This window comes from Salinisphaera sp. S4-8 (assembly GCF_040361235.1).
GTDB lineage: Bacteria > Pseudomonadota > Gammaproteobacteria > Nevskiales > Salinisphaeraceae > Salinisphaera.
Genome location: NZ_APNF01000013.1, coordinates 10,977 through 31,397, shown reverse-complemented (window position 1 = coordinate 31,397; position 20,421 = coordinate 10,977). Strand labels below are relative to the sequence as shown.

The following is a 20,421-nucleotide window of genomic DNA, read 5'->3' as shown; positions in this document are numbered from 1 at the left end:
GATTCATAGCCGGCACTTAGCATCGGCTGGCCATGCCCGACCGTTTTCTCTACCAAGGAGCGCTGTAATGCCTCTGCGTCGAATTCTCGTAGCCCTCGTTCTGCTGTGCGCCGCGCTCACCGCGCAGGCCGACGGCGTGGGCGATCTCGAAGCCTTCTATAACAATGTCGACAGCCTGTCGGCGCATTTCGAGCAAGAGCAAAAGGACGACAACGGCCAGACCCTGCAACAGGCCAGCGGCACATTTTTGTTGTCGCGCCCGGACCGGTTCCGTTGGGAATATACCGCGCCCTATAAGCAGGTGATCGTCAGCGACGGCGAGACCTTTCGTTTTTATGACGTCGATCTGGCCCAGGTCACCATTCGCAGTATCGATGCCACGCTCCAGGCCACGCCTGCGCTATTGCTCACTGGCGGCGCCGCGCTCGAAGATGCCTTCGATATCGTGTCGGCCGGTACGCGCGATGGCATGAGCTGGGTGCGTTTGACGCCGCGCGCCGATGACACCGACTTCCAGGAAGTACGCCTCGGCCTGAAAGACCAGGTACCCAGCGTCATGGAGCTGGACGACAATCTCGGCCAGACCACGCATATCCGTTTTTCCGATATCGAACTCAACCCGAAACTCGCGGACTCGCGCTTCACGCTGGATATTCCCGACGACGTGGAAGTGGTGGACGGCCGCGGAATGAATACACAGGCACGCTAATGACTCTCGTACGTGAGGATTACGCGCTCGGCCGGTTCTGGCTCGCGCTCGGGCTGCTGGGCTGCGGCGTTCTGACCTACGCCTGTCTCATGCCGCATCCACCGCAGCCACAGGTTGCGAACTTCGACAAGTTCGAGCACTTCGCCGCGTTCGCGTTGCTCTCCGGCTGGTTCGGGAATCTGTTGGCGCCGCGCTATGGGCGCGTGATCATACTGATGATTCTGTTCGGTGCGTTCATCGAGATTGCGCAGTCGTTCACGCCCTATCGCAGCGCCGACATGCACGATCTTATGGCCGATTCCTTCGGTGTGCTGGCGGGCGTGACGCTGGCCCGCTTTGGTGCCATGCGCTGGCTGGGGTATCTTGACGCGCGTGTCGCGACAAAAGCAGATCAACCTCGATAGCCCCGTAGCCAGCGCCGGTCGGCCGCTGGCCGACCGCATGCGCCCGGCGCGTCTGGCCGATTATGTCGGCCAGACGCATATTCTGGGGCCGGATAAACCCCTGGCGCGTGCGCTGGCGGCCGGGCGTATTCATTCCATGATCCTGTGGGGCCCGCCGGGTACCGGCAAGACCACGCTCGCGCGACTGCTGGCCGCCGAAGTCGATATCCGCTTCGTGCAAATCTCGGCCGTCATGGCCGGCGTGAAGGATATTCGTGCCGCCGTCGCCGAGGCCCGCCAGGCGCGTGAGGCCGAAGGCCGGGGCACGCTGTTGTTCGTCGACGAGGTGCATCGTTTCAACAAGGCCCAGCAGGACGGGCTGCTGCCCTACGTCGAGGATGGCACGGTCGTGCTCGTGGGCGCGACCACGGAAAATCCGTCGTTCGAGGTCAACAACGCGTTGCTTTCGCGTACGCGAACCTATGTCTTGCGCGCGCTCGATCCCGGCGTCATCCGTGAACTCATCGACCGCGCGTTGGCTGACGTCGAGCATGGCCTGGGCGCGCGCGATCTGGATATGTCCGACGCGCTGCGCGACCAGCTGGCTGCGCGTGCCGATGGCGATGCGCGGCGCGCGCTCAATCTGCTCGAACTGGCGGCGGATATCGCGGCCGGGCGCGATGACGGCACCGGCGAAATCACCCAGGCCGATCTCGACGAAGTACTGCGCGAGGGGCTACGGCGCTTCGACAAGGGCGGCGACTATTTCTACGACCAGATGTCGGCCTTGCATAAAAGCGTGCGCGGCAGCGACCCGGACGCCACGCTCTACTGGCTGTCGCGTATGCTCGAAGCCGGTTGCGACCCGCGCTATGTCGCCCGCCGTGTCACGCGCATGGCCAGCGAGGATATCGGCAATGCCGACCCGCGTGCGCTGCGGCTCACGCTCGATGCGTGGGATACCTACGAACGTCTGGGCTCGCCCGAAGGCGAGCTGGCCATCGCCCAAGCGGCCGTTTATCTGGCCTGTGCGCCCAAGTCGAACGCGGTGTACATGGCGTTCAACGCCGCCTGGCGCGACGCCCGCGAGCACGGCACGCTGGAAGTGCCCATGCATATCCGCAATGCGCCGACCAAGCTGATGAAGGACCTCGGGTATGCCGAGGGCTATCGCTATGCGCATCACGAGGCCGAAGGCTATGCGGCTGGCGATAGCTATCTGCCGGAGGAACTGGCCGGCACCCGCTACTACGAACCGGTCGCACGTGGCCTCGAAATCAAGATCGGCGAAAAGCTCGCGCGTCTGCGTGCGCAGGATGCACAGGCTCGCGATCAGCGCGTCACGCGCAGCCACCCGGGCGACGAATAGTCGTCGCCGCACCCGCCCTGGGCCCGTAGGGGATTCGCGAAGCGTAATCCAGCACGCAAACCAGCCCGCTTTGGCAGCGCACATGGGCACGGCCCGTATCAATCTGTCCGATCGAATTAAGGAAATTCCTTATTTGCCGATAGTTCGGACATATCGAAGCGCACGGTTTGCTTCGGTTTTTGAAAACCCCAGTAGTCGTAACGACGTGGCCCGTCATCATGCAGGCCACGGCGTTTGTTTTGGCTTGAATTCGGCAGGTTACCGGATCGCGCTGGATGACTACGCGCACGCCCATGCCGAGCATCCACTCCTGTCGTACGCGCAGATCGTAAAGCTCGAGTACCCGGCGTTTTCGCCGACATCCCTGGCGCGCGCGATCGACGCGTTGCGTGCGCGCTACCCGGATATTCAGATTCTGGCGGAAAAGATCGAAACCCGGGAAGACTTCGAACGGTGTCGCGCACTCGGTTGCGATCTTTTTCAGGGCTACTTTCTGGCCCGTCCGGAACCGGTGCATGGCCAGCTGTTACCGGCTGCCCATGTACGCGTCATCGAATTGCTAGCCCGCCTGAACGACCCGAAGGCCGACGTCGAGCAGGTGAGCAGGCTGGTCAGCGCCGATCCCTATCTGAGTTTGCGCTTGCTCAAGCTCGTCAATTCATCGACATTCGGTGTCGCGCGTAAAATCACGTCGCTCAGCCGCGCCATTCTGGCATTGGGATTAAACCGCGTACGCGCGTTCGCCAGCCTGCTGGTGTTGTCGCGGCTCGAGCGCAAACCGCGGGCGCTGCAGTACATTGCGATCAGCCGCAGTCTGATGTGTCAGCATCTTTGCGAAAAGCGCGCGGTCGGGGAGGGGCCGATGGGGTTCATGATCGGCCTGTTGTCGTGTCTGGATGCGTTCATGGACCGCCCGTTGCCGGAGATACTCAAGCAGGCGCCGTTCCATCCCATCATTATCGACGCGGTCGTAGAACGCAAAGGTCCGCTTGGCGCGATTCTGGAGGCGACCTTACGCCACGAGCGCGGCGATCTCGAAGCCACACCGTGGACCGTATTACGTGGAATCGGTATCGATACGAACGCGTTCATGGAGGCGTTTCGTGATGCCGTCGGTATCGCGGGCAGACAGGGCGAGTTGCTCGCCTAGTCGAACGCCGTGGCGTGGGCTCGGCGCCCGCCGGTGAATATTTGTGCCCCGCCTAGCCGTCGTGTTCGATGATGCGTTGTGCGACGTCAGCCAGATCCGTGCCGACGATATCGGGGACTTCGCCGACGGGGTTCATGACCGCGCCGTGGCGCGCAACGAATGCGCCGGCACAGCCGGCCCGAATAGCGCCGGTGACGTCCCAGTCATGCGCGGCGATCAGCCGCAGCGCGAACAGGTCGCAGTCGAGTGCGTTGGCCGCTACGGCATAGGCTGCCGGGTGCGGTTTGTACTTGCGTGCATGATCCACCGATAGCACATGATCGAACAGGGGCGTCAGGCCGGCATGGGCGAACTGCTGGTCGACGGTCTTTTGCGCGGAGTTGGTCAGCGCGACCAGCTTGAAGCCGTGCTCGCGCAACAGGGTGAGCGCGTCGCTGACCTCGGGGTGCGGTGCGAGGGTGGCGATGGCGTCGAAGACACGATCCTTGTCGCTGCGCGCGAGCGGCTTGTCGCCCGCGAGCGCTTCGAGACAGGCATCGGCGAGCTGGGTAAAGTCGCGGAACTCGCCGGTCAGTGTGGTGATCGTCGACCAGTGCAACAGGTTCTCGAACCATTGCTGGCGCACAGCGGCGCTGCCGAACAGGCTTTCGAACACCGAATCCAGCGGCGCGAGATCGAGCAGCGTTTCGTTGACATCGAAAACGAGATGGCGGTGGGGCATGACGCTCGGGGCGGGAAAATGCGTGTTACTCGGATGTTACGGACGCAGCCTGCGGATTGCGATATCGCGTGCGGCGAACATCAGTCCATTCAGCGCCTTGGGTCAATCAGGGGTTATGATTTGCAGCGCCTGTTTGCGCCCGACGCGCGGGTAAAACCGGCAGTGATTCCATGTCTCGATGGATAACCGGCATTACGAGCGACCGTTACGTATGGACCGAGCGCAGCGTGCGGCGCAGTCGCGGGTGTCTGTCTGCTGCAACGTCGCCTCGAAGGTATTTTCATGCAGGCTTGATAAGTCGATAAAATCGAGAGGTTTCAGGGCAGAACCGGCGGACGATCGTAGGTATGAGTCCGGCAGGTCGTTTATGATCACGGCATTGAACGTCGCCGTTGTGCTGGCTACGGCGGCCAACCTTCTAGAGGCGCGATGAAAGTCCTAATTGCAGATGACCATCCCTTGTTTCGTTCCGCGCTCAGCCAGGCGGTCAAGCAATGCCTGGATACGCCGGTGCTGGAGACGGTCGGCTCGTTCGACGAACTCAGCGATACGCTCAAGCGCGGTGGCGATCTGGATCTGCTGTTGCTGGATCTGAACATGCCGGGCGCGCGCGGCTATTCCGCGCTGGTGCATGCACGCAGTGTGGCCCCGGCGCTACCGGTGATCGTGGTCTCGGCCTACGAGGATGCCGGCGTGGCGCGTGCCGCGCTCGACCACGGCGCGGCTGGCTTCATTCCCAAATCGGCGTCGCCCGAGATGATGGCGCACGCAATCGAGACAGTGCTCGCCGGCGATCGCTGGGCGCCGGAAACGGTCGACGAAGTGCCCAATAGCGATAACGAATTCACCGACAAGCTGGCCCTGCTCACCCCCCAGCAGCAGCGGGTGCTGGTCATGCTCACCGATGGCCTGCTCAACAAGCAGATCGCCATCGATCTGGATATTTCCGAGGCGACGGTCAAGGCGCATATCACCGCCATCCTGCGCAAACTCGGTGTGCATACGCGCACCCAGGCAGTGATTGCCGCGCGCAGTCTGGACATCGACTGGGCCAGCTATGGCCGTAGCGCGCCGGGCGCGCCGAGCAATAGCGACAGCTGATCGGCTGTGCTTGAGCCCGCATCTTGTTCGCAAACGAACGCGAAGAAACGCCATTAAGACCGAAGGCCGATTCGTGCCGGGCGCGCTACCAGCACTTCAAGCGCGCCGCTAAAGTTAGCGCATTATCAATACTATGCAATCGACTGGCGCGAAGCGCGACCGATCCGCAAACCGTCTTTCATGCACGTGTATTGGCATGCATTGGCGGACCGTCTTTGCTGTTTGAAGACAGAAATCCTTGATTGCGCAGATGTCGCCGCCTGTGTGTCAGGCGAAGCCGCGCCCGGCTGCGCCCCGGAAACGTGCGCCGATTCGGCGCGCGATTCGAGTAAGTGTGTGGCCGGGTCAAGAATCCTCGCGGCGCGCGAGGGTGGCGAGGGTTGCCCGTAGCTTCGCCGGTTCGAGCGGTTTGTAGAGCACGCTTACGCCCATCTCACGGGCGCGATCGACGATTGCCTTTTCCCGGTTGGCGGTAATCAGCAGACAGCGCAGATCACGCACCCGCGTGAGTTTTTCGGCGATCGCCAGGCCATCCGGCATGCCGGCGCCGAGATCGAAATCCAGCACGGCGATCTCGATCTCCAGATCGGCCACGATCGCTTCGGCGTCTGCAGCCGGGGCGGTGATACATTCGGCCTGCCAGCGTTCGAGTAGACCGGTGAGCGCGTCCAGCGAGGCATCGTCGTCGTCCACGCACAGTATCTGACAGCCGGTCAGTGCCTGGGCCTCATCCGCGGGCCGTAGCGCCGGGGTGGCGTCGCCGCTGTCGCGACCGGCCGCGACGCGCTCGACTTCCAGGCAGAACAGCGTGCCGCGCCCGAGCTGCGAGCGCACTTCGATACGGTGGCCGAGCAGGCGCGCCATGCGATCGGCCAGCGACAGCCCTAGCCCCAGGCCACGATCGCCGGACACACTGGCCGACGCGCCACGCGAGAATTCATCGAAGATCGAGCCAAGCTGTTCGTTGGCAATGCCGGGGCCGGTGTCCCAGACCTGAATACGCACGCGATCCTGGCTACGGCGCACGCCCAGCAACACGCGGCCGCTGGGGGTGTAGCGCACGGCATTGGACAGGAAATTCTGCAGGATTCGGCGCAGTAGCGCCGGGTCCGATTTCACCCAGCAGCGGGAGGCTACGCTGTGCAGCGACAGCCCGGCTTCCTCGGCCAGAACGGAAAACTCGGCGGTCAATGGTTCGATGACCCGGGCGAGTGGAAACGCGACCGGGCTGACGTCCCAGGCGCCGGCGTCAATCTTGGAAATATCCAGCAGCGGCTCGAGCAGGGACTGGGCAGCCTCCAGCGACGTCTGAATATGGGTCAAGGCCTCGCGCTGGTCCGCCTGGCCGCGTTCGCGTGCCGTCGCCGCGAAAAGCCGGGCCGCATTGAGCGGCTGCAACAGATCGTGGCTGGCTGCGGCCAGGAAGCGGGTCTTGCTCAGATTGGCCCGCTCGGCTTCGCGCCGGGCCTGCTGGGCGGCCTGCTGGGCCGCGGCGCGTTGGTCGTTTTCGCGGCGCAGGCCTTCGTTGGCACGACTGAGCGCGGCGGTACGCTCGGCGACTCGGGCTTCGAGCTGTTCGTTGGCACGGGTCAACGCGGCTTCGGTACGCTTGAAGGCGGTGATGTCGTTGAAGGTGGTCACGAAACCGCCGCCCGGCATGGGGCTGCCGGTCATCTGCAAGACGGTGTTGTTGTGCCGGTGGCGCTCGAAACGGTGGGCACGCCCTTCGCGCATATGCGCCAGACGTTTGCGCACATGTTCTTCCACCGGGCCCGGCCCGCATTCGCCGCGCATCGCGTTAAAGCGAATCAGATCGGCCACCGGGCGCCCGGTGCGCACCAGCCCGGGCGGGTATTCGAACAGCTCCAGATACCGAGTGTTCCAGGCGACCAGGCGCAGGTCCTGATCGATCACGGAAATGCCCTGGTCGATATTCTCGAGCGCGGCCTGTAGCACGCTGCGGTTGAACTGCACGGCATCGGCGGTGCGATCGATCAGGCGCACCATGTCTTCGATGGCCAGATCGCGCTGGCGCAGCCCGGAAGCGAGCATCAGCCGCGCCGAGGCACTGCCGACCACGCCGGCCAGCCGGCGCTCGGCGAATTGCAGCATATGCGCGTCCACGAGCTGGTTCGAGAGAATCTCGCGATCGTGATTGCCGGCGTATTCGTTGAGTGCGGCATGGGCGGCCTGGACGCCAAGAAAGCGTTGTAGCAGCACTTCCAGTTCGCCGACGCGAATCGCCGGTTGGCGGGGCTCCACGCGCCGACGCTGACCCCGCTGCAGACCCAGATCGACGAAGGCGATCGCCTGGGCGCGTTCGATCAGGCTGGTCGAACTGTTCAGCGACACGGCGGTCATCACGACGATATCCACCAGCAGGATCCAGAACACGCCGTGGGTGAGGGTATCGCCGAAGTCGTAGCCAAACAGCGCGTGCGGCGCGAGCCAGCTGATATGAAACGGGCCCGTCGCCACCCAGTCGGCACTGAACCAGCCGACCGCGGCGAGATTGGGCACGACCAGCGTATAACCCCAAACGACCAGCCCCGCGGCCAGGCCGGCGACCACGCCGCGGCGGCCGATGGCACGAATATAGAGCCCGCCGATCAGCGGCGGCAGAAACAGGGCGACGCCGGCAAACGACAGCAGTCCGATCGAGGCCAGCGCCTCCGAATTACCGAACAGGCGATAACAGCACCAGGCCAACGCGAGAATGAGAACGATCAGGACACGGCGGATATGCAACAGGGCATCGCCGATATCGCGCCGGCCGATGAAGCCCAGCCGCGGAATCCGCAGGATCAGCGGCACGACCACCTCGTTACACAACATGGTGGCCAGGGTGACCGTGGCCATGATCACCATGCTGGTGCCCGCCGATACGCCGCCGATATAGGCCGCCAGGGCCACGCCCGGCGCGTCCGCGGCCAGCGGCAGGGCGAGCACGAAGCGATCGGGATTGATCGTGCCGGGTTCGAACAGCACGAGGCCGGCCGCGGCCAGCGGAATCACGAACAGCGACATCAGCAGCAGATACAGCGGGAACAGCCAGCGCGCGGTATTCAGATCGCGGGTGTCGGTGTTCTCCACCACGCCGACATGAAACTGGCGCGGAAGACACAGCGTGGCGCCCACGGCCAGAATGCAGGTGGTCACGAAGCGGGCATCCAGCAGCGGTGCGTCGAACAGCCGGTTGAACTTGTCGATTTGCCCGGCCTGGGTGAACAGATCGTCAAGGCCGTTGAACATGCCGTAGACCACGAACAGCCCCACGAACAGGAACGCCGCGAGTTTGACCACCGATTCGAAGGCAATCGCCAGGATCAGGCCCTGGTGCGATTCGCGCGGGTTCACATGGCGGGTGCCAAAGAAGATGGTGAACACCGCCATCAACACCGCTACATAGAGACCGGTATCGACCCACGGCACATGCGGCTTGGTATCGGCGTTGGCGATATGCGGACCCTGCGACAGGGTATAGAACGACATGGTCAGCGCTTTGAGCTGCAACGCGATATAGGGCAGCACCACGAACAGCGCGATAGCGGAGACAAGCGCGGCCAGGCCCTGCGACTTGCCGTAGCGCGCGGCGATGAAGTCGGCGATCGACGTGGTGTTCTGTTGTTTGGCGATCAACAGCATCTTGCGCAGGATCGGCGACAGCACGAGCAGCGCGAACATGGGCCCGACATAGATAGGCAGATAGGTCCAGCCATGCGTGGCGGCACTGCCGACGTTGCCGAAAAAGGTCCAGGACGTGCAGTAGACCGCCAGCGATAGCGCATAAACCACGGGGCGCGGGCCGGGGCGCTTGTGCGCACGCCCGCGCCGGTCGCCGAAATGGGCGATCGCGAACAGGATGCCGATATAAACGATCGAACTGACGACCAGTATCCAGGCGCTGATGATGGCGGACTTCCCCCGCGGCCATTCGTGGCCGCCTTTGATCTTCGTCGAACGCAGGCTGCAGCCCGCGGCTGTGGCCCATATAATGCCGCGCAAATCCACTGACGACGACGTTATGCTCGATCCCCGCCTGCTTCGTAACGATCCCGAGGCTGTTGCCGCGGCGCTGAAAAAGCGCGGTTTCGATTTCGATGCCGCGGCCTATGCCGATCTCGATGCGCGCCGCAAGACGCTGCAAACGCGCACCGAGGAACTCCAGGGCGAGCGTAACCGTCGATCCAAGGCGATTGGCAAGGCCAAGGCCGCCGGCGAGGATATCGAACCGCTCAAGGCCGAGGTCGGCGATCTGGGCGACCAGCTCGATGCCGCCAAGGCGGAACTCGACACGATCCAGGCCGAACAGGACGCTATTCGCGCCGGTTTGCCCAATCTGGTCGCCGACGACGTACCGGTGGGCGAAAGCGAGGACGATAACGTCGAAACGCGGCGCTGGGGCGAGCCGCGCGACTTCGATTTCGAAGTGCGCGATCATGTCGAGATCGGCGAAATACTCGACGGCCTGGATGCGGCCACCGCCGCCAAGCTCACGGGCGCGCGCTTTACCGTGCTGCAGGGCGGCGTGGCCCGACTGCACCGGGCCTTGATCGCCTACATGCTGGCCACCCATACCGCCAACGGCTATACCGAGTTGAACGTGCCCTACATCGTCAACTCGAAATCGCTCTACGGCACGGGCCAGTTGCCCAAATTCGGCGAGGATCTGTTCCGCCTGGCCGAGCCCGAGGATTATTACCTGATCCCGACGGCGGAAGTGCCCATGACCAATATCGTGGCCGGCGAGATCGTCGAACACGAAAAGCTGCCGCTGAAATTCGTTACCCATTCGCCGTGTTTTCGTGCCGAAGCCGGGGCGGCCGGGCGAGACGTACGCGGCATGATTCGCCAGCATCAGTTCGAAAAGGTGGAGATGGTCAATATCGTCGCCCCGCACGAATCCGACGCCGCGCTGGAAGCGCTGACCGCCAGTGCCGAATCCATTCTCCAGGGGCTGGAACTGCCGTATCGCATGGTCACGCTGTGTACCGGCGATATCGGCTTTGCCGCGGCCAAGACCTACGATCTGGAAGTCTGGCTGCCGAGCCAGAACACCTATCGCGAGATTTCCTCCTGCAGCAACTGCACCGATTTCCAGGCCCGGCGCATGGGCGCGCGTTATCGTGACCCGGACACCGGCAAGCCGGTGCTCGTGCATACGCTCAATGGCTCGGGCCTGGCCATCGGGCGTACGCTCGTGGCCGTGCTGGAGAACTACCAGAACGCCGACGGCAGTGTGGATATTCCGCGCGCGTTGCAACCCTTCATGGGCGGGGTCGAACGTATCGAGGCGTAGCCCGCGAGACGCAGGCGTCGTTTGTGTCTCGCAGCGAGGCGAAGGTCGAACAGTCTGCGGGTCACGCCGCATGCGAAGGGCATTCCGCAGACGGATGTATACGGGTTTCGGAAATCGACGGTGCGATGGCTTCGTTCTTCAAGCGTAACCGCAGATTACACAGATGAGCAAGCGCACCACGCAACTGCGGTTTCTTGTCTTTGATCTGCGTGATCTGCGGACTGTTCCATTTGGCTGCTGCCAACAAAGCCGAGGCATCAATACAGCCCGATCGCCCATTCTGGCCAAATAATCAATTGGCGTAATCGGCGGATAAACGGTTACTTCTTTGCTCAAGCAGGCAGGTTGGCCGCGCGTGAACGCGAAGACACGGCCATAAGGCGATTGTCCGCAGATCGACACAGATCAGCGCAGATCGAGACGAGCTACTTGGCGGCGCCGGTTTTGTTCTTTGTCCGTATCATGGACGAGCGTCGACGGCGCCGCGTTTTATCGGCGCGAATCTGCGTCGATCTGTGGACGGTTTTCGAAAAACGCAGCCGATCGCGGGAAACCATGTCCGCCGAAACGAAGCAGCCGGAATGACGCGTTTTTCTTGAGCATTTATGAAACTCGGTTCGCTATGCTCAACCAAGCGGCTTGGCCGCACATGAACGCGAAGACAAGATTACAGCTCAGGCAATTCCGCCCAGAGCCGTTCGATAAGTGCGTCGTAGCGCGTGCCCGGATAGTGTTCGAGTGCCTCGTCGATGACCGCACTGGTCAGATGCGGGGCAAAGATTTCGATGAAGCGGCGCATATAGCCGCGTAGAAACAGATTGTGCCGAAAGCCGATATGGGTGGTGCTCGAGGCGAACAGGTGGCTGGCGTCCAGGCGCACGAGATCGGCATCGGCCACCGGGTCGTAGGCCATGTTCGCGATTACGCCGACACCCAGGCCCAGGCGCACATAGGTCTTGATTACATCGGCATCCACCGCGGTGAGTACCACGTTGGGCGTACGTCCTTCGGCTTCGAAGGCGGCATCCAGATGCGAGCGGCCGGTAAAGCCGAAGGTATAGGTCACGATCGGTTGCTCGGCCAGACGCGCCAGCTCCAGGCGGGGCGTATCGGCCAGTGGATGGTCACGCGGTACGAGCACACACCGATTCCAGTGATAGCAGGGCAGCATCACCAGTTCGTCGTAATGTTCGAGTGCTTCGGTGGCGATGGCGAAGTCGGCATCGCCCGCGGCGGCCCAGCCGGCGATCTGCGGCGGCGCGCCCTGGTTGAGATGCAGCGACACCTGCGGGTATTCGTGGCGGAAGGTATCGACCACCGGCGGCAAGGCGTAGCGCGCCTGGGTATGGGTCGTGGCCACGCATAGCGAACCGCGATCGGCATCGGCGAATTCGCTGGCGGTGCGGGTGATGTTTTCGACCTCGGACAGAATTCGCCGCGTGGTTTCCAGGATGCGTGCCCCGGCCGGGGTGATACGGTCCAGATGCTTGCCGTTGCGCTCGAACACGAGCACGCCGAGTTCTTCTTCGAGCAGGCGAATCTGCTTGCTCACGCCCGGCTGCGAGGTATGCAGCGCCTCGGCGGCGGCGGTGATATTCAGCCGTCGTTTGGCGACTTCATTGATATAGACGAGTTGGCGCAGTTTCATAGGCAAAGGTCGATCGCGTTATGCCGATATCTTATTAAACCATGATTAGATAGTTCTATCGGATTTGACGACCAACTGCTAGCCTGCGCGCTTTCTTGCATGGTCCGAGAGTAGCGCAGCCAATGATTGCGTTCAGCGTAGCCGGGTTGATTGTCGGCATGGCGGTCGGCATAACCGGCGTAGGTGGCGGCTCGTTGATGACGCCGCTGCTGATTCTTATCTTCGGTTTCGCGCCGTCTGCGGCGGTGGGTACCGATCTTTTGTATGCCGCCGGCACCAAGGGTTTCGGCACCTGGTTGCACGGCCGTCAGCAGACCGTCGACTGGTCTGTGGTCGGACTCATGGCCAGCGGCAGCCTGCCCGCCGCGCTGCTGACCATCGCGTGGCTGCACCATGTGGGGCTTGCGCCCTGGGTGGAGCATCTGATGACCATCACCCTGTGCGTGGCCATTATTGCGACTGCCGTTCTTACACTGGTGCGCAAGCGCATCATGGCGCATATCGGCGACGACGAGGGTAGCGAATCCGGCCTGCCGCCGCGCCTGCTGGCGCTGCGCCCGTCGATCACTGTCATCGGCGGCGTGGTGTTGGGTGTACTGGTGACGCTGTCGTCCGTGGGCGCGGGCGTATTGGGCACCACGTTGCTGTTATTGCTGTACCCGCGCCGTGCGGCGATTCGGATCGTGGGCACGGATATCGCCCATGCCGTGCCGCTGACGCTGGTGGCCGGCATCGGTCATCTGAGCCTGGGCACCACCGATTTGCCGGTGCTGGGTTTTCTGCTGCTGGGCTCGCTGCCGGGCATTTATCTGGGTACGCGCCTGGGTTCGCGCTTGCCCGACGGGCTGTTGCGACCGATCATATCGGTTCTGTTGCTGGTGATCGGCGCCGGGATGCTTTTCGATAGCGTCACGTCGCTCGTATCCCTCGGTTGAAGGCTACGCGCCGACTGCTGTCTTGTCCGAACACGTCTCTACGCTGCCGATCTTCGTCCGTGTTGCCGAGCGCCCAGTGCTGGTGGTCGGTGCTGGCCGTATCGGCACGCGTCGTATCGAGCGCCTGCTCGACAGCGGTGCCCGGGTGCGGGTGGTGGCGCCGCGTGTTAGCGACGCCGTGCAGGCCTGGGCCGATGCCGGCCGGCTCGATCTTGTCGAGCGTGGTTTCGAGGCAAGCGATCTCGCCGGTCAGTCGCTGGCATTCGCCTGTGCCGATGACACGAGCGTGAATACATGTGTTGCCGAGCACGGCCGGGCCCGTGGCGTGCTCGTTCAGCGTGCCGACGATGCCAGCGCTTCGGATTTTCTGGTGCCTGCGGTGGTGCGCCGCGATGCGCTACAGATCGCGATTTCCAGCGACGGCCAGGCGCCCACGCTCACGCGCATCCTGCGTAGCCGCCTCGATGCCTGGTTGCCACGCGCGTACGGCGACCTCGCCCGTCTGGCCGGCGATTTTCGCGAACGCGTCAAGCAACGGTTGCCGCGTGGTCAGCGGGCGCGCTTCTGGTTGCGTGTGCTCGATGGGCCCATCGCCGAAAAAGTCTTCACCGGTCGCATGGCCGAGGCGCGCCACGCGCTGGAGCAGGCCCTGGACGCCGATCGGCCGGGCGCGCCGACGCGTGGCGAGGTCTATCTCGTCGGCGCCGGGCCGGGCGATCCGGATCTGTTGACGTCACGAGCGCTGCGGCTGATGCAACGGGCGGACGTGGTGCTCTACGACAGTCTCATTCCGAGCGCGATCGTCGAACTGGCCAACCCCGAGGCCGAGCGTATTCATGTAGGCAAGCGCGCGGCCCGGCACACCCTGCCGCAGGAGGATATCAACGCACTGATGGTGCGCCTGGCCGGGCAGGGCAAACGGGTACTGCGCTTGAAAGGCGGAGACCCGTTCGTGTTCGGTCGCGGCGGCGAGGAGATCGCTCAGCTTGCGGATGCGGGGATCGATTTTCAGGTCGTGCCCGGTATCACCGCAGCCAGTGGCTGTGCCGCCTATGCCGGTATCCCGCTCACCCACCGCGATCATGCTCAGTCGGTCACCTTTGTGACGGGGCATCTCAAACAGGGCGAGCTGGATTTGCCGTGGTCGCAGTTGGCACAGCCGGGGCAGACCGTGGTTTTTTTCATGGCGGTCAAAAGCTTGCCGGTTATTTGTGATGCGTTACAGGCGCATGGCCTGGCGCCTGATTGGCCGGCCGCGCTGATCATCGAAGGCACGACCGTACGCCAGCGGCTGGTCGTGGGTACGCTCGCCGACCTCCCGGCACGGGTGGCCGAGCAGACCATCGAAGGTCCGGCATTATTGATCGTGGGTGCGGTGGTACGCCTGAACGAAACACTCGGCTGGTTCCGGCCCGATCCCTGAGCAGACAGGCCGAGCGTTGCGCGTCGGCACATGTCGCGAATTCACGCGCATGACCGGCGAGCCGTTCCCTTGTGTCGGTTTGATTCGCGCAGCGTAGCCCAACAAGGACAGAAGCTCGGCAGGTCGTTTCAGCTCGCCCGCCTGGAATTGGCAGCGACGCCCGCGCCGTGTCATTTGCGCGTATTTGCGTAAATTTGCGGATGAGAAAGAACGTGCCGCGCGGCCCAAACGAAGCCGATTCGATTGGGTTGGGTTAACGCAATAAAAAGCCCGGAGCGCGTAACACGCTCCGGGCTTTTAAGCGGCCAAGTTAATTTCGGCCGTTCAAGACGTTATGCGCTATTCTTCACCCATGAACACGCCCAGCAACTGGAGCAGGCTCAGGAACAGGTTGTAGATGGTCACGAACAGCGTCACGGTGGCCGTGATGTAGTTGGTTTCGCCGCCGTGCACGATCTCGCCGGTCTGATAGACGATCAGGGCCGACATGAGTAGTACGAACAGGGCGGATACGGCCATCGACAGCGCCGGAATTGAAAATACGGCGGCGATGATGCCCATGACGAAGGCAACGAGAATGCCCATGAACAGCATTCCGGCCCACTGGTTGAAGCGCTTGCCGGAGGCCAGGGCATAGGCCGACATGCCAAGAAAGATCGTGCCCGTGCCGCCGAGGGCGAGCATGACGATCTCGGTGCCGTTGGAGAAATTATTGATATAGAGATTGAGAATCGGGCCGATGGTATAACCCATGAACCCGGTCAGTGCGAACACGCTGACCAGGCCCATCGCGCTGTTCTTGGTCTTTTCGACCGCGAACAACAGGCCGAAGTAACCGACCAGGGTAATGATGATACCCGGGTGCGGCGCATTCAGCGCCATGGCCGTGCCGGCCACGACCGCTGAAAACAGCAGCGTAAGCGACAGCAGCATGTAGGTGTTGCGCAGTACGCTGTTGGTAGCCAGCGCAGTCTGCGCGCGCGAAGTTCGAAGAGTGCGTTCCGCGTTCATTTGTCGGTCTCGTAGTGACTATGGTTGAGAGGCTATCACGCTTTATTCGCAAAGAAATCTTTGTCTGAACAATGCATACAAACCGCTTTCTACGGCGTAATCTGGCGTCGCTGTATAGACCGTGGCGCACGACAGACGTTCCCGCGATGGTGATGTTCTGCCTGCTTGTCGCGGGCTTTTTCGCGCCCTGCGCGTGTGCTGCCCCGTCATGGCCCGAAAGCCTTGGCATGCCGCAGGCGCCGAATACCGATATACGCCGTCTTGATAACGATGGATTCGTGGTCGGCTACGATCGCGCAAGCGCCCGGGCGGCCTGGGTCGCGTATCGTTTGACGGCGGTGGCCGATTACGTCAACCGACCGCGCCCGCCCTTCATCGCCGATCCGCGCCTGCAGACACACGCGGACACGACCATCTACGATGGGCCGGATTATGATCGCGGCCATCTGGCGCCCAACTACGCCATGAGTCAGCTCTACGGCGCGCGCGCCCAGCGCCAGAGCTTCTATTACAGCAATATCGTGCCCCAGCGGCCGAGGCTCAACCAGTTGGTCTGGCAGCGGCTGGAAGAAATCGAGATCGACGACATCGCAGCGCACAATTCGCCGCTGTGGGTAATGCTGGGGCCGATCGCGGCCGATAGTAAAGATAGACCGGTGGCCTTCTTTCGAATCTGGCTGGCACGGGATGCCACGGGTGCGTGGCAGAGCATGGCGTTTGTCGTGCCGCAATCGGTACGCGGGGACGAGCCTTTAAGCCGTTTTCTGGTGTCGATCGACCGGATCGAGGCATTGACCGGGCTGGATTTTCTACCCGCGCTGTTGCGATCGCGCCAGGCGCGGCTGGAACAATCGGCGGCGCCGGTGCGGCGGTTCGGATTGGTTGGCCTGGCGTGCATGCCCGCACGCTATGCGGCACGCTGGCGGGATCGTGATGGGATACGACTGAATTTCGAGCGCTGCGGCGATTCGTGAAAACTTGGACCGATGGCGCATATCCGCCCGGGTGAATGAGTAGAGCATCGATGCCTGAAAACAAGAAATGGGTCCAGGAATCCACGTCGTTCTGGCGGCGTCTGTCGATTCGTCAGGGGCTGATCAGCTCCGTGGTCTTCATTCTCGTGCTCTTTGGCCTGGCCTGCGCGGTCGCGTTGCTGGCATTCGAAAACGTGCATTCGGCGCGCGTGCTGTCGGGCGAGGTCACCGCGACGCTCATTCGTACCGCCGAACTCGACGAGGCCATTACACGTACCCAGAGCGCGCTGCGTGGCTATGCCTTGTCTGGTGATCCGCGCTTCGTCGATACGATCGAACGCATGGACCAACAGTTCGAAACCGCGCTCGATAACCTCTACGAATACAGCGAACGATCGGCCGGCCAGCGGCGCCGGCTCAGTCAAATCGAACAGCTTCAGCACGATTGGAAAAATCGTGTGATCACGCCCATCATGAGTCAGGTCGAGCGTGGCCAGCTGGAACAGGCGCGGCGTGCATTGACCCGTGGCGCAGATACCAGCATGACCGACCCGCTGCGCCAGACACTCGATCAGTTTCGGTTTCAGGTTCAAAACGATCTCGATCGCAGCGTCGCCCTGATCGACTATCGCCAGGAGCGCGCGCGCTGGCTGTTGCTCGGCGTTCTGCTTTTCGGTCTTTTGACCGGTCTGTTCACGGTCCGGGCGATCGTGCGTCGGGTGACCCGTCCGCTCGGCGCCCTGGCCAAGATGACCACACGGCTGGCCGAGGGCGAGCGCGCGCTGGAGATCCATTTTCGCGAGCGCAACGACGAAATCGGCCAGGTCGCCAATGCGTTGGAGAAGTTTCGTCAGATTATTCTCGAACAGGATCGCCAGTTCTGGATTCGGGATCATCGCGCGCGGGTGACCGTGGCGCTGCAGCAGTGCAAAAGCGAGCAGGAAGTCGGCAAGAAGTTGCTCGAGAAGCTGGCGCCGTTGTTCGGTGTGGGCTATGCGGCGCTCTTTACATCGGTCGCCGGCGCCGAAGATGAGGATATATTCGCCCTGGCCGCGAGTTATGGCTACAGCCGCGATGTGCCCCAGACCTTCGAGGTCGGCGAGGGGTTGGTCGGTCAGGTGGTCGCCAGCGGTGACCAGATCGTGCTCACGGACGTGCCCGAACAGTATCTGACGGTGCGCTCCGGGCTTGGCGAGGTCCGGCCCAAGGTGTTGTTGATCGCGCCCGCGCGCGCGGGCACGAATATTCTCGGTGTGCTCGAAATGGGCATGCTCCAGGAGCCCAGCGCCGCCCAGCAGGAATTGCTGGATACGTTATTGCCCAGTGTCGGTCTGGGGCTGTTGTCGTTGGCGCGTACCCGGCGTGCGGTGGAATTGCTCGAACAAAGCCGTGCCCAGACCGAGGCGCTCAAGGAATCCGAGCAGCGCCTGCGTGACCGCCAGGAAGAGCTCAAGAACGCCAACAGCGAACTGCGCATGCAAAGCGAAGAGCTCAATGCCCAGTCCGAAGAGCTGCGCGCCTCCGAAGAAGAGCTCAAGGTCCAGTCCGACGAACTGCAGGCCACCAACGAAGAACTGCGCCAGCGTCAGGAACTCATGCGCAAGCAGCAAAAGGAACTGGCGCGGCTGCATTCCGAAACCAAGCGGCGTGCCGAAGAGCTGGCACGAACCAGCCAGTACAAATCCGACTTTCTGGCCAACATGTCGCACGAGTTGCGTACGCCGCTCAACAGTCTGCTCATACTCTCGCGCAGTCTGGCCGACAACACGGCCGGCCATCTGGACGAAGAGGAAGCCGAGGCGGCGTCGATCATCCATGAATCCGGCACCGGTCTGCTGAGTCTGATCAACGATATTCTCGATCTATCGAAGATCGAAGCCGGCAAGATGGCCGTGAACCCGGAACGCACGGATGTGGACGGCATCGTGCGGCGCATCGAACGCGACTTCGCCCATGTCGCCCAGCGCAAGGGGATTGCCTTTGAAGTGCATGTAGGCGCGGGCGTACCGGATACGCTGGTCACCGATCCCGGCAAGCTCGATCAGGTCATTCGCAACCTGATCAGCAACGCCATCAAATTCACCGAGCAGGGGACGGTTCGGGTGGAAATCATGGCGCCGGCGCCGGATACGGTGTTTCGCACCCAGGGGCTGGTTGCCGAAGAGGCATTGGCCATCCATGTCATTGATGATGGCATCGGTATTCCCAAAAACCGCCTGGAACAGATATTCCAGGCCTTCGAACAGGTCGATGCGGGCACCAGCCGAACCTATGGCGGTACCGGCCTGGGGCTGTCGATATCGCGCGAGCTCGCACGCCTGCTCGGCGGCGAGATCAGCGTAGAAAGCGAACTGGGCGAAGGCAGTCGTTTTTCGATCTATGTCCGGCGGGTGCTCGATAGCGATATCGAAATATCGCCCAAGATCAGCGACAAGGCACAAACCCGCCGTATCGACGAGGAATCGAAACTGGGGCCTGCGCTCACGCAAGCGCAGAACACGGGCGCGAAATCCGCCGAGCGCGCGCACGTACTGATTATCGACGACGATGAGAACTTTGCCCGTATCGTGGCCAAGGCGGCCGAAGAGCGCGGCTTCGATTGCACGACCGCGGCCAACGGCGAGCGCGGCCTGGATATGGTGCGCCAACAGCTGCCCGACGCGATCGTGCTGGACCTGGGGCTGCCCGGCATGGATGGCTGGGCCGTACTCGACCGGCTCAAGGCCAATGAACGCACCCGCGCGATCCCGGTGCATGTCATTTCGGCTGCCGACGACACGGGCCGCTCGAAGCAGGCCGGGGCGGTGGGTTATCTGACCAAGCCGGTATCAAGACAGGATCTGGAAACGCTGTTCGCGCGCGCCGAGGTGCTCAGCGGCCGCGAGGCCCGGCGCGTGCTCGTGGTCGACGACGATCGCGACGCGCATACCGCGATCACCCATCTGTTGCGTGCCGAGAGCGTGGAGATCACGGCAGTGGTCAGCGGTGCCGAGGCGCTCGAGCGACTCGACAGCCAGGATTTCGACTGCGTGGTGCTGGATCTGAGCCTGCCGGATATCAGCGGCTTCGAGCTGCTTGAACGGATCGCCGAACGCGACGATGCGCCGCCGGTGGTGGTGTATTCGGCACGCGAGCTCTCCGAAGAGGAAACCGGGCGCCTGCGTGCGCATACCGACAGCATCGTGATCAAGGGCTCGCGGGCGCAGGAACGGCTGCTCGACGAAGTCTCGCTATTCTTCCACCATCTGAGCGAGCGCAGCGATACGCCGCCGGCCAAGCCCAAGAGCGCCGATGGCGAAAGCGCAGCGGCGGTGGCCGCGCCGGCCAATCTCGTCGGTCAGACCGCGTTGCTGGTCGATGACGATATGCGTAATACCTTTGCCTTGTCGCGGGCACTGCGCGAAAAGGGTTTGAAGGTGCTCATGGCCAGCGACGGCTTCAAGGCGCTCGACCAACTCAGCGCCAATCCGCAGGTTACGATCGTGCTCATGGATATCATGATGCCCGGCATGGATGGCTACGAGACAATCCGTCGTATCCGTGCGCAAGCCGAATACGAATCCTTGCCGATCATCGCCTTGACGGCCAAAGCCATGGCCGGTGACCGGGAAAAATGTATCGAAGCCGGGGCGACCGATTATCTGCCCAAGCCCTTGGATATCGAGGCGCTGGTTGCGCTCATGGCGCGGTTGCTCTAG

The 20,421-nt window shown here is 62.7% G+C and carries 14 protein-coding genes; 10 read left to right on the top strand and 4 right to left on the bottom strand.

What is annotated here, in order from left to right; all coding sequences use genetic code 11:
- Positions 1-67 precede the first annotated feature (67 nt).
- Genes lolA through S4A8_RS16405 form a run of 4 tightly spaced genes read left to right on the top strand, consistent with a single transcriptional unit; the run spans position 68 to position 3,611 of the window.
- Positions 68-709, top strand: coding sequence for an outer membrane lipoprotein periplasmic chaperone LolA (gene lolA, locus S4A8_RS16420; protein ID WP_353178465.1), 642 nt, complete (start codon positions 68-70; stop codon positions 707-709).
- Positions 709-1,113, top strand: a complete 405-nt coding sequence (locus tag S4A8_RS16415) for a VanZ family protein (RefSeq protein ID WP_353220951.1) — start codon at positions 709-711, stop codon at positions 1,111-1,113. The genes lolA and S4A8_RS16415 overlap by 1 nt, the downstream gene beginning before the upstream one ends.
- Positions 1,082-2,461, top strand: a complete 1,380-nt coding sequence (locus tag S4A8_RS16410) for a replication-associated recombination protein A (protein WP_353220950.1) — start codon at positions 1,082-1,084, stop codon at positions 2,459-2,461. The genes S4A8_RS16415 and S4A8_RS16410 overlap by 32 nt, the downstream gene beginning before the upstream one ends.
- Positions 2,358-3,611 carry an EAL and HDOD domain-containing protein gene (locus S4A8_RS16405; RefSeq protein ID WP_353220949.1) on the top strand — a complete coding sequence of 418 codons (1,254 nt, stop codon included), beginning with the start codon at positions 2,358-2,360 and terminating at the stop codon, positions 3,609-3,611. The genes S4A8_RS16410 and S4A8_RS16405 overlap by 104 nt, the downstream gene beginning before the upstream one ends.
- Before the next feature lie 52 nt (positions 3,612-3,663).
- Here the strand turns inward: S4A8_RS16405 and S4A8_RS16400 are convergent, their stop codons facing one another.
- Positions 3,664-4,332, bottom strand: coding sequence for a haloacid dehalogenase type II (locus S4A8_RS16400; RefSeq protein ID WP_353220948.1), 669 nt, complete (start codon positions 4,330-4,332; stop codon positions 3,664-3,666).
- 429 nt (positions 4,333-4,761) lie between these two features.
- Between S4A8_RS16400 and S4A8_RS16395 the strand changes: the two genes are divergently transcribed.
- Positions 4,762-5,433, top strand: coding sequence for a response regulator (locus S4A8_RS16395; RefSeq protein ID WP_353178474.1), 672 nt, complete (start codon positions 4,762-4,764; stop codon positions 5,431-5,433).
- Between the two features lie 345 nt (positions 5,434-5,778).
- On the opposite strand, the gene S4A8_RS16390 is transcribed toward S4A8_RS16395, so the two are convergent.
- Positions 5,779-9,438 (bottom strand): hybrid sensor histidine kinase/response regulator, encoded by a 3,660-nt coding sequence (locus S4A8_RS16390; RefSeq protein ID WP_353220947.1) that lies wholly within the window; start codon positions 9,436-9,438, stop codon positions 5,779-5,781.
- Between the two features lie 19 nt (positions 9,439-9,457).
- Between S4A8_RS16390 and serS the strand changes: the two genes are divergently transcribed.
- The gene (gene serS, locus S4A8_RS16385; protein ID WP_353220946.1) at positions 9,458-10,732 is read left to right on the top strand and encodes a serine--tRNA ligase; all 1,275 of its coding nucleotides are present in this window, start codon (positions 9,458-9,460) and stop codon (positions 10,730-10,732) included.
- Between the two features lie 667 nt (positions 10,733-11,399).
- Here the strand turns inward: serS and cysB are convergent.
- A complete protein-coding gene (cysB, locus tag S4A8_RS16380) occupies positions 11,400-12,380 on the bottom strand; it encodes an HTH-type transcriptional regulator CysB (protein ID WP_353178480.1) in 981 nt (326 codons plus the stop codon).
- Between the two features lie 122 nt (positions 12,381-12,502).
- Between cysB and S4A8_RS16375 the strand changes: the two genes are divergently transcribed.
- Together S4A8_RS16375 and cysG are read left to right on the top strand one after the other, a co-directional pair.
- Positions 12,503-13,315, top strand: coding sequence for a sulfite exporter TauE/SafE family protein (locus tag S4A8_RS16375; RefSeq protein ID WP_353178482.1), 813 nt, complete (start codon positions 12,503-12,505; stop codon positions 13,313-13,315).
- 22 nt (positions 13,316-13,337) lie between these two features.
- On the top strand, positions 13,338-14,738 hold the full coding sequence (cysG, locus tag S4A8_RS16370; protein WP_353220945.1) for a siroheme synthase CysG: 1,401 nt from the start codon (positions 13,338-13,340) through the stop codon (positions 14,736-14,738).
- A 339-nt stretch (positions 14,739-15,077) separates the two neighbouring features.
- Here cysG and S4A8_RS16365 read toward each other — a convergent pair whose 3' ends face one another.
- Positions 15,078-15,749: a Bax inhibitor-1/YccA family protein gene (locus S4A8_RS16365; RefSeq protein ID WP_353178484.1), complete on the bottom strand. Its 672-nt coding sequence runs from the start codon at positions 15,747-15,749 to the stop codon at positions 15,078-15,080.
- A 227-nt stretch (positions 15,750-15,976) separates the two neighbouring features.
- Between S4A8_RS16365 and S4A8_RS16360 the strand changes: the two genes are divergently transcribed.
- Both S4A8_RS16360 and S4A8_RS16355 read left to right on the top strand, forming a co-directional pair.
- Positions 15,977-16,723, top strand: a complete 747-nt coding sequence (locus tag S4A8_RS16360) for a DNA/RNA non-specific endonuclease (protein WP_353220944.1) — start codon at positions 15,977-15,979, stop codon at positions 16,721-16,723.
- A gap of 50 nt (positions 16,724-16,773) precedes the next feature.
- The gene (locus tag S4A8_RS16355; protein ID WP_353220943.1) at positions 16,774-20,421 is read left to right on the top strand and encodes a response regulator; all 3,648 of its coding nucleotides are present in this window, start codon (positions 16,774-16,776) and stop codon (positions 20,419-20,421) included.

Excerpts from the sequence above, each read along its gene's own strand:
- S4A8_RS16365 (WP_353178484.1), bottom strand. The coding sequence starts at position 15,749 with ATGAACGCGGAACGCACTCTTCGAACTTCGCGCGCGCAGACTGCGCTG.
- S4A8_RS16360 (WP_353220944.1), top strand. The coding sequence starts at position 15,977 with ATGCCGCAGGCGCCGAATACCGATATACGCCGTCTTGATAACGATGGA.
- cysB (WP_353178480.1), bottom strand. The coding sequence starts at position 12,380 with ATGAAACTGCGCCAACTCGTCTATATCAATGAAGTCGCCAAACGACGG.
- S4A8_RS16415 (WP_353220951.1), top strand. The coding sequence starts at position 709 with ATGACTCTCGTACGTGAGGATTACGCGCTCGGCCGGTTCTGGCTCGCG.
- lolA (WP_353178465.1), top strand. The coding sequence starts at position 68 with ATGCCTCTGCGTCGAATTCTCGTAGCCCTCGTTCTGCTGTGCGCCGCG.
- S4A8_RS16355 (WP_353220943.1), top strand. The coding sequence starts at position 16,774 with ATGCCTGAAAACAAGAAATGGGTCCAGGAATCCACGTCGTTCTGGCGG.
- serS (WP_353220946.1), top strand. The coding sequence starts at position 9,458 with ATGCTCGATCCCCGCCTGCTTCGTAACGATCCCGAGGCTGTTGCCGCG.
- S4A8_RS16395 (WP_353178474.1), top strand. The coding sequence starts at position 4,762 with ATGAAAGTCCTAATTGCAGATGACCATCCCTTGTTTCGTTCCGCGCTC.
- S4A8_RS16400 (WP_353220948.1), bottom strand. The coding sequence starts at position 4,332 with ATGCCCCACCGCCATCTCGTTTTCGATGTCAACGAAACGCTGCTCGAT.
- S4A8_RS16375 (WP_353178482.1), top strand. The coding sequence starts at position 12,503 with ATGATTGCGTTCAGCGTAGCCGGGTTGATTGTCGGCATGGCGGTCGGC.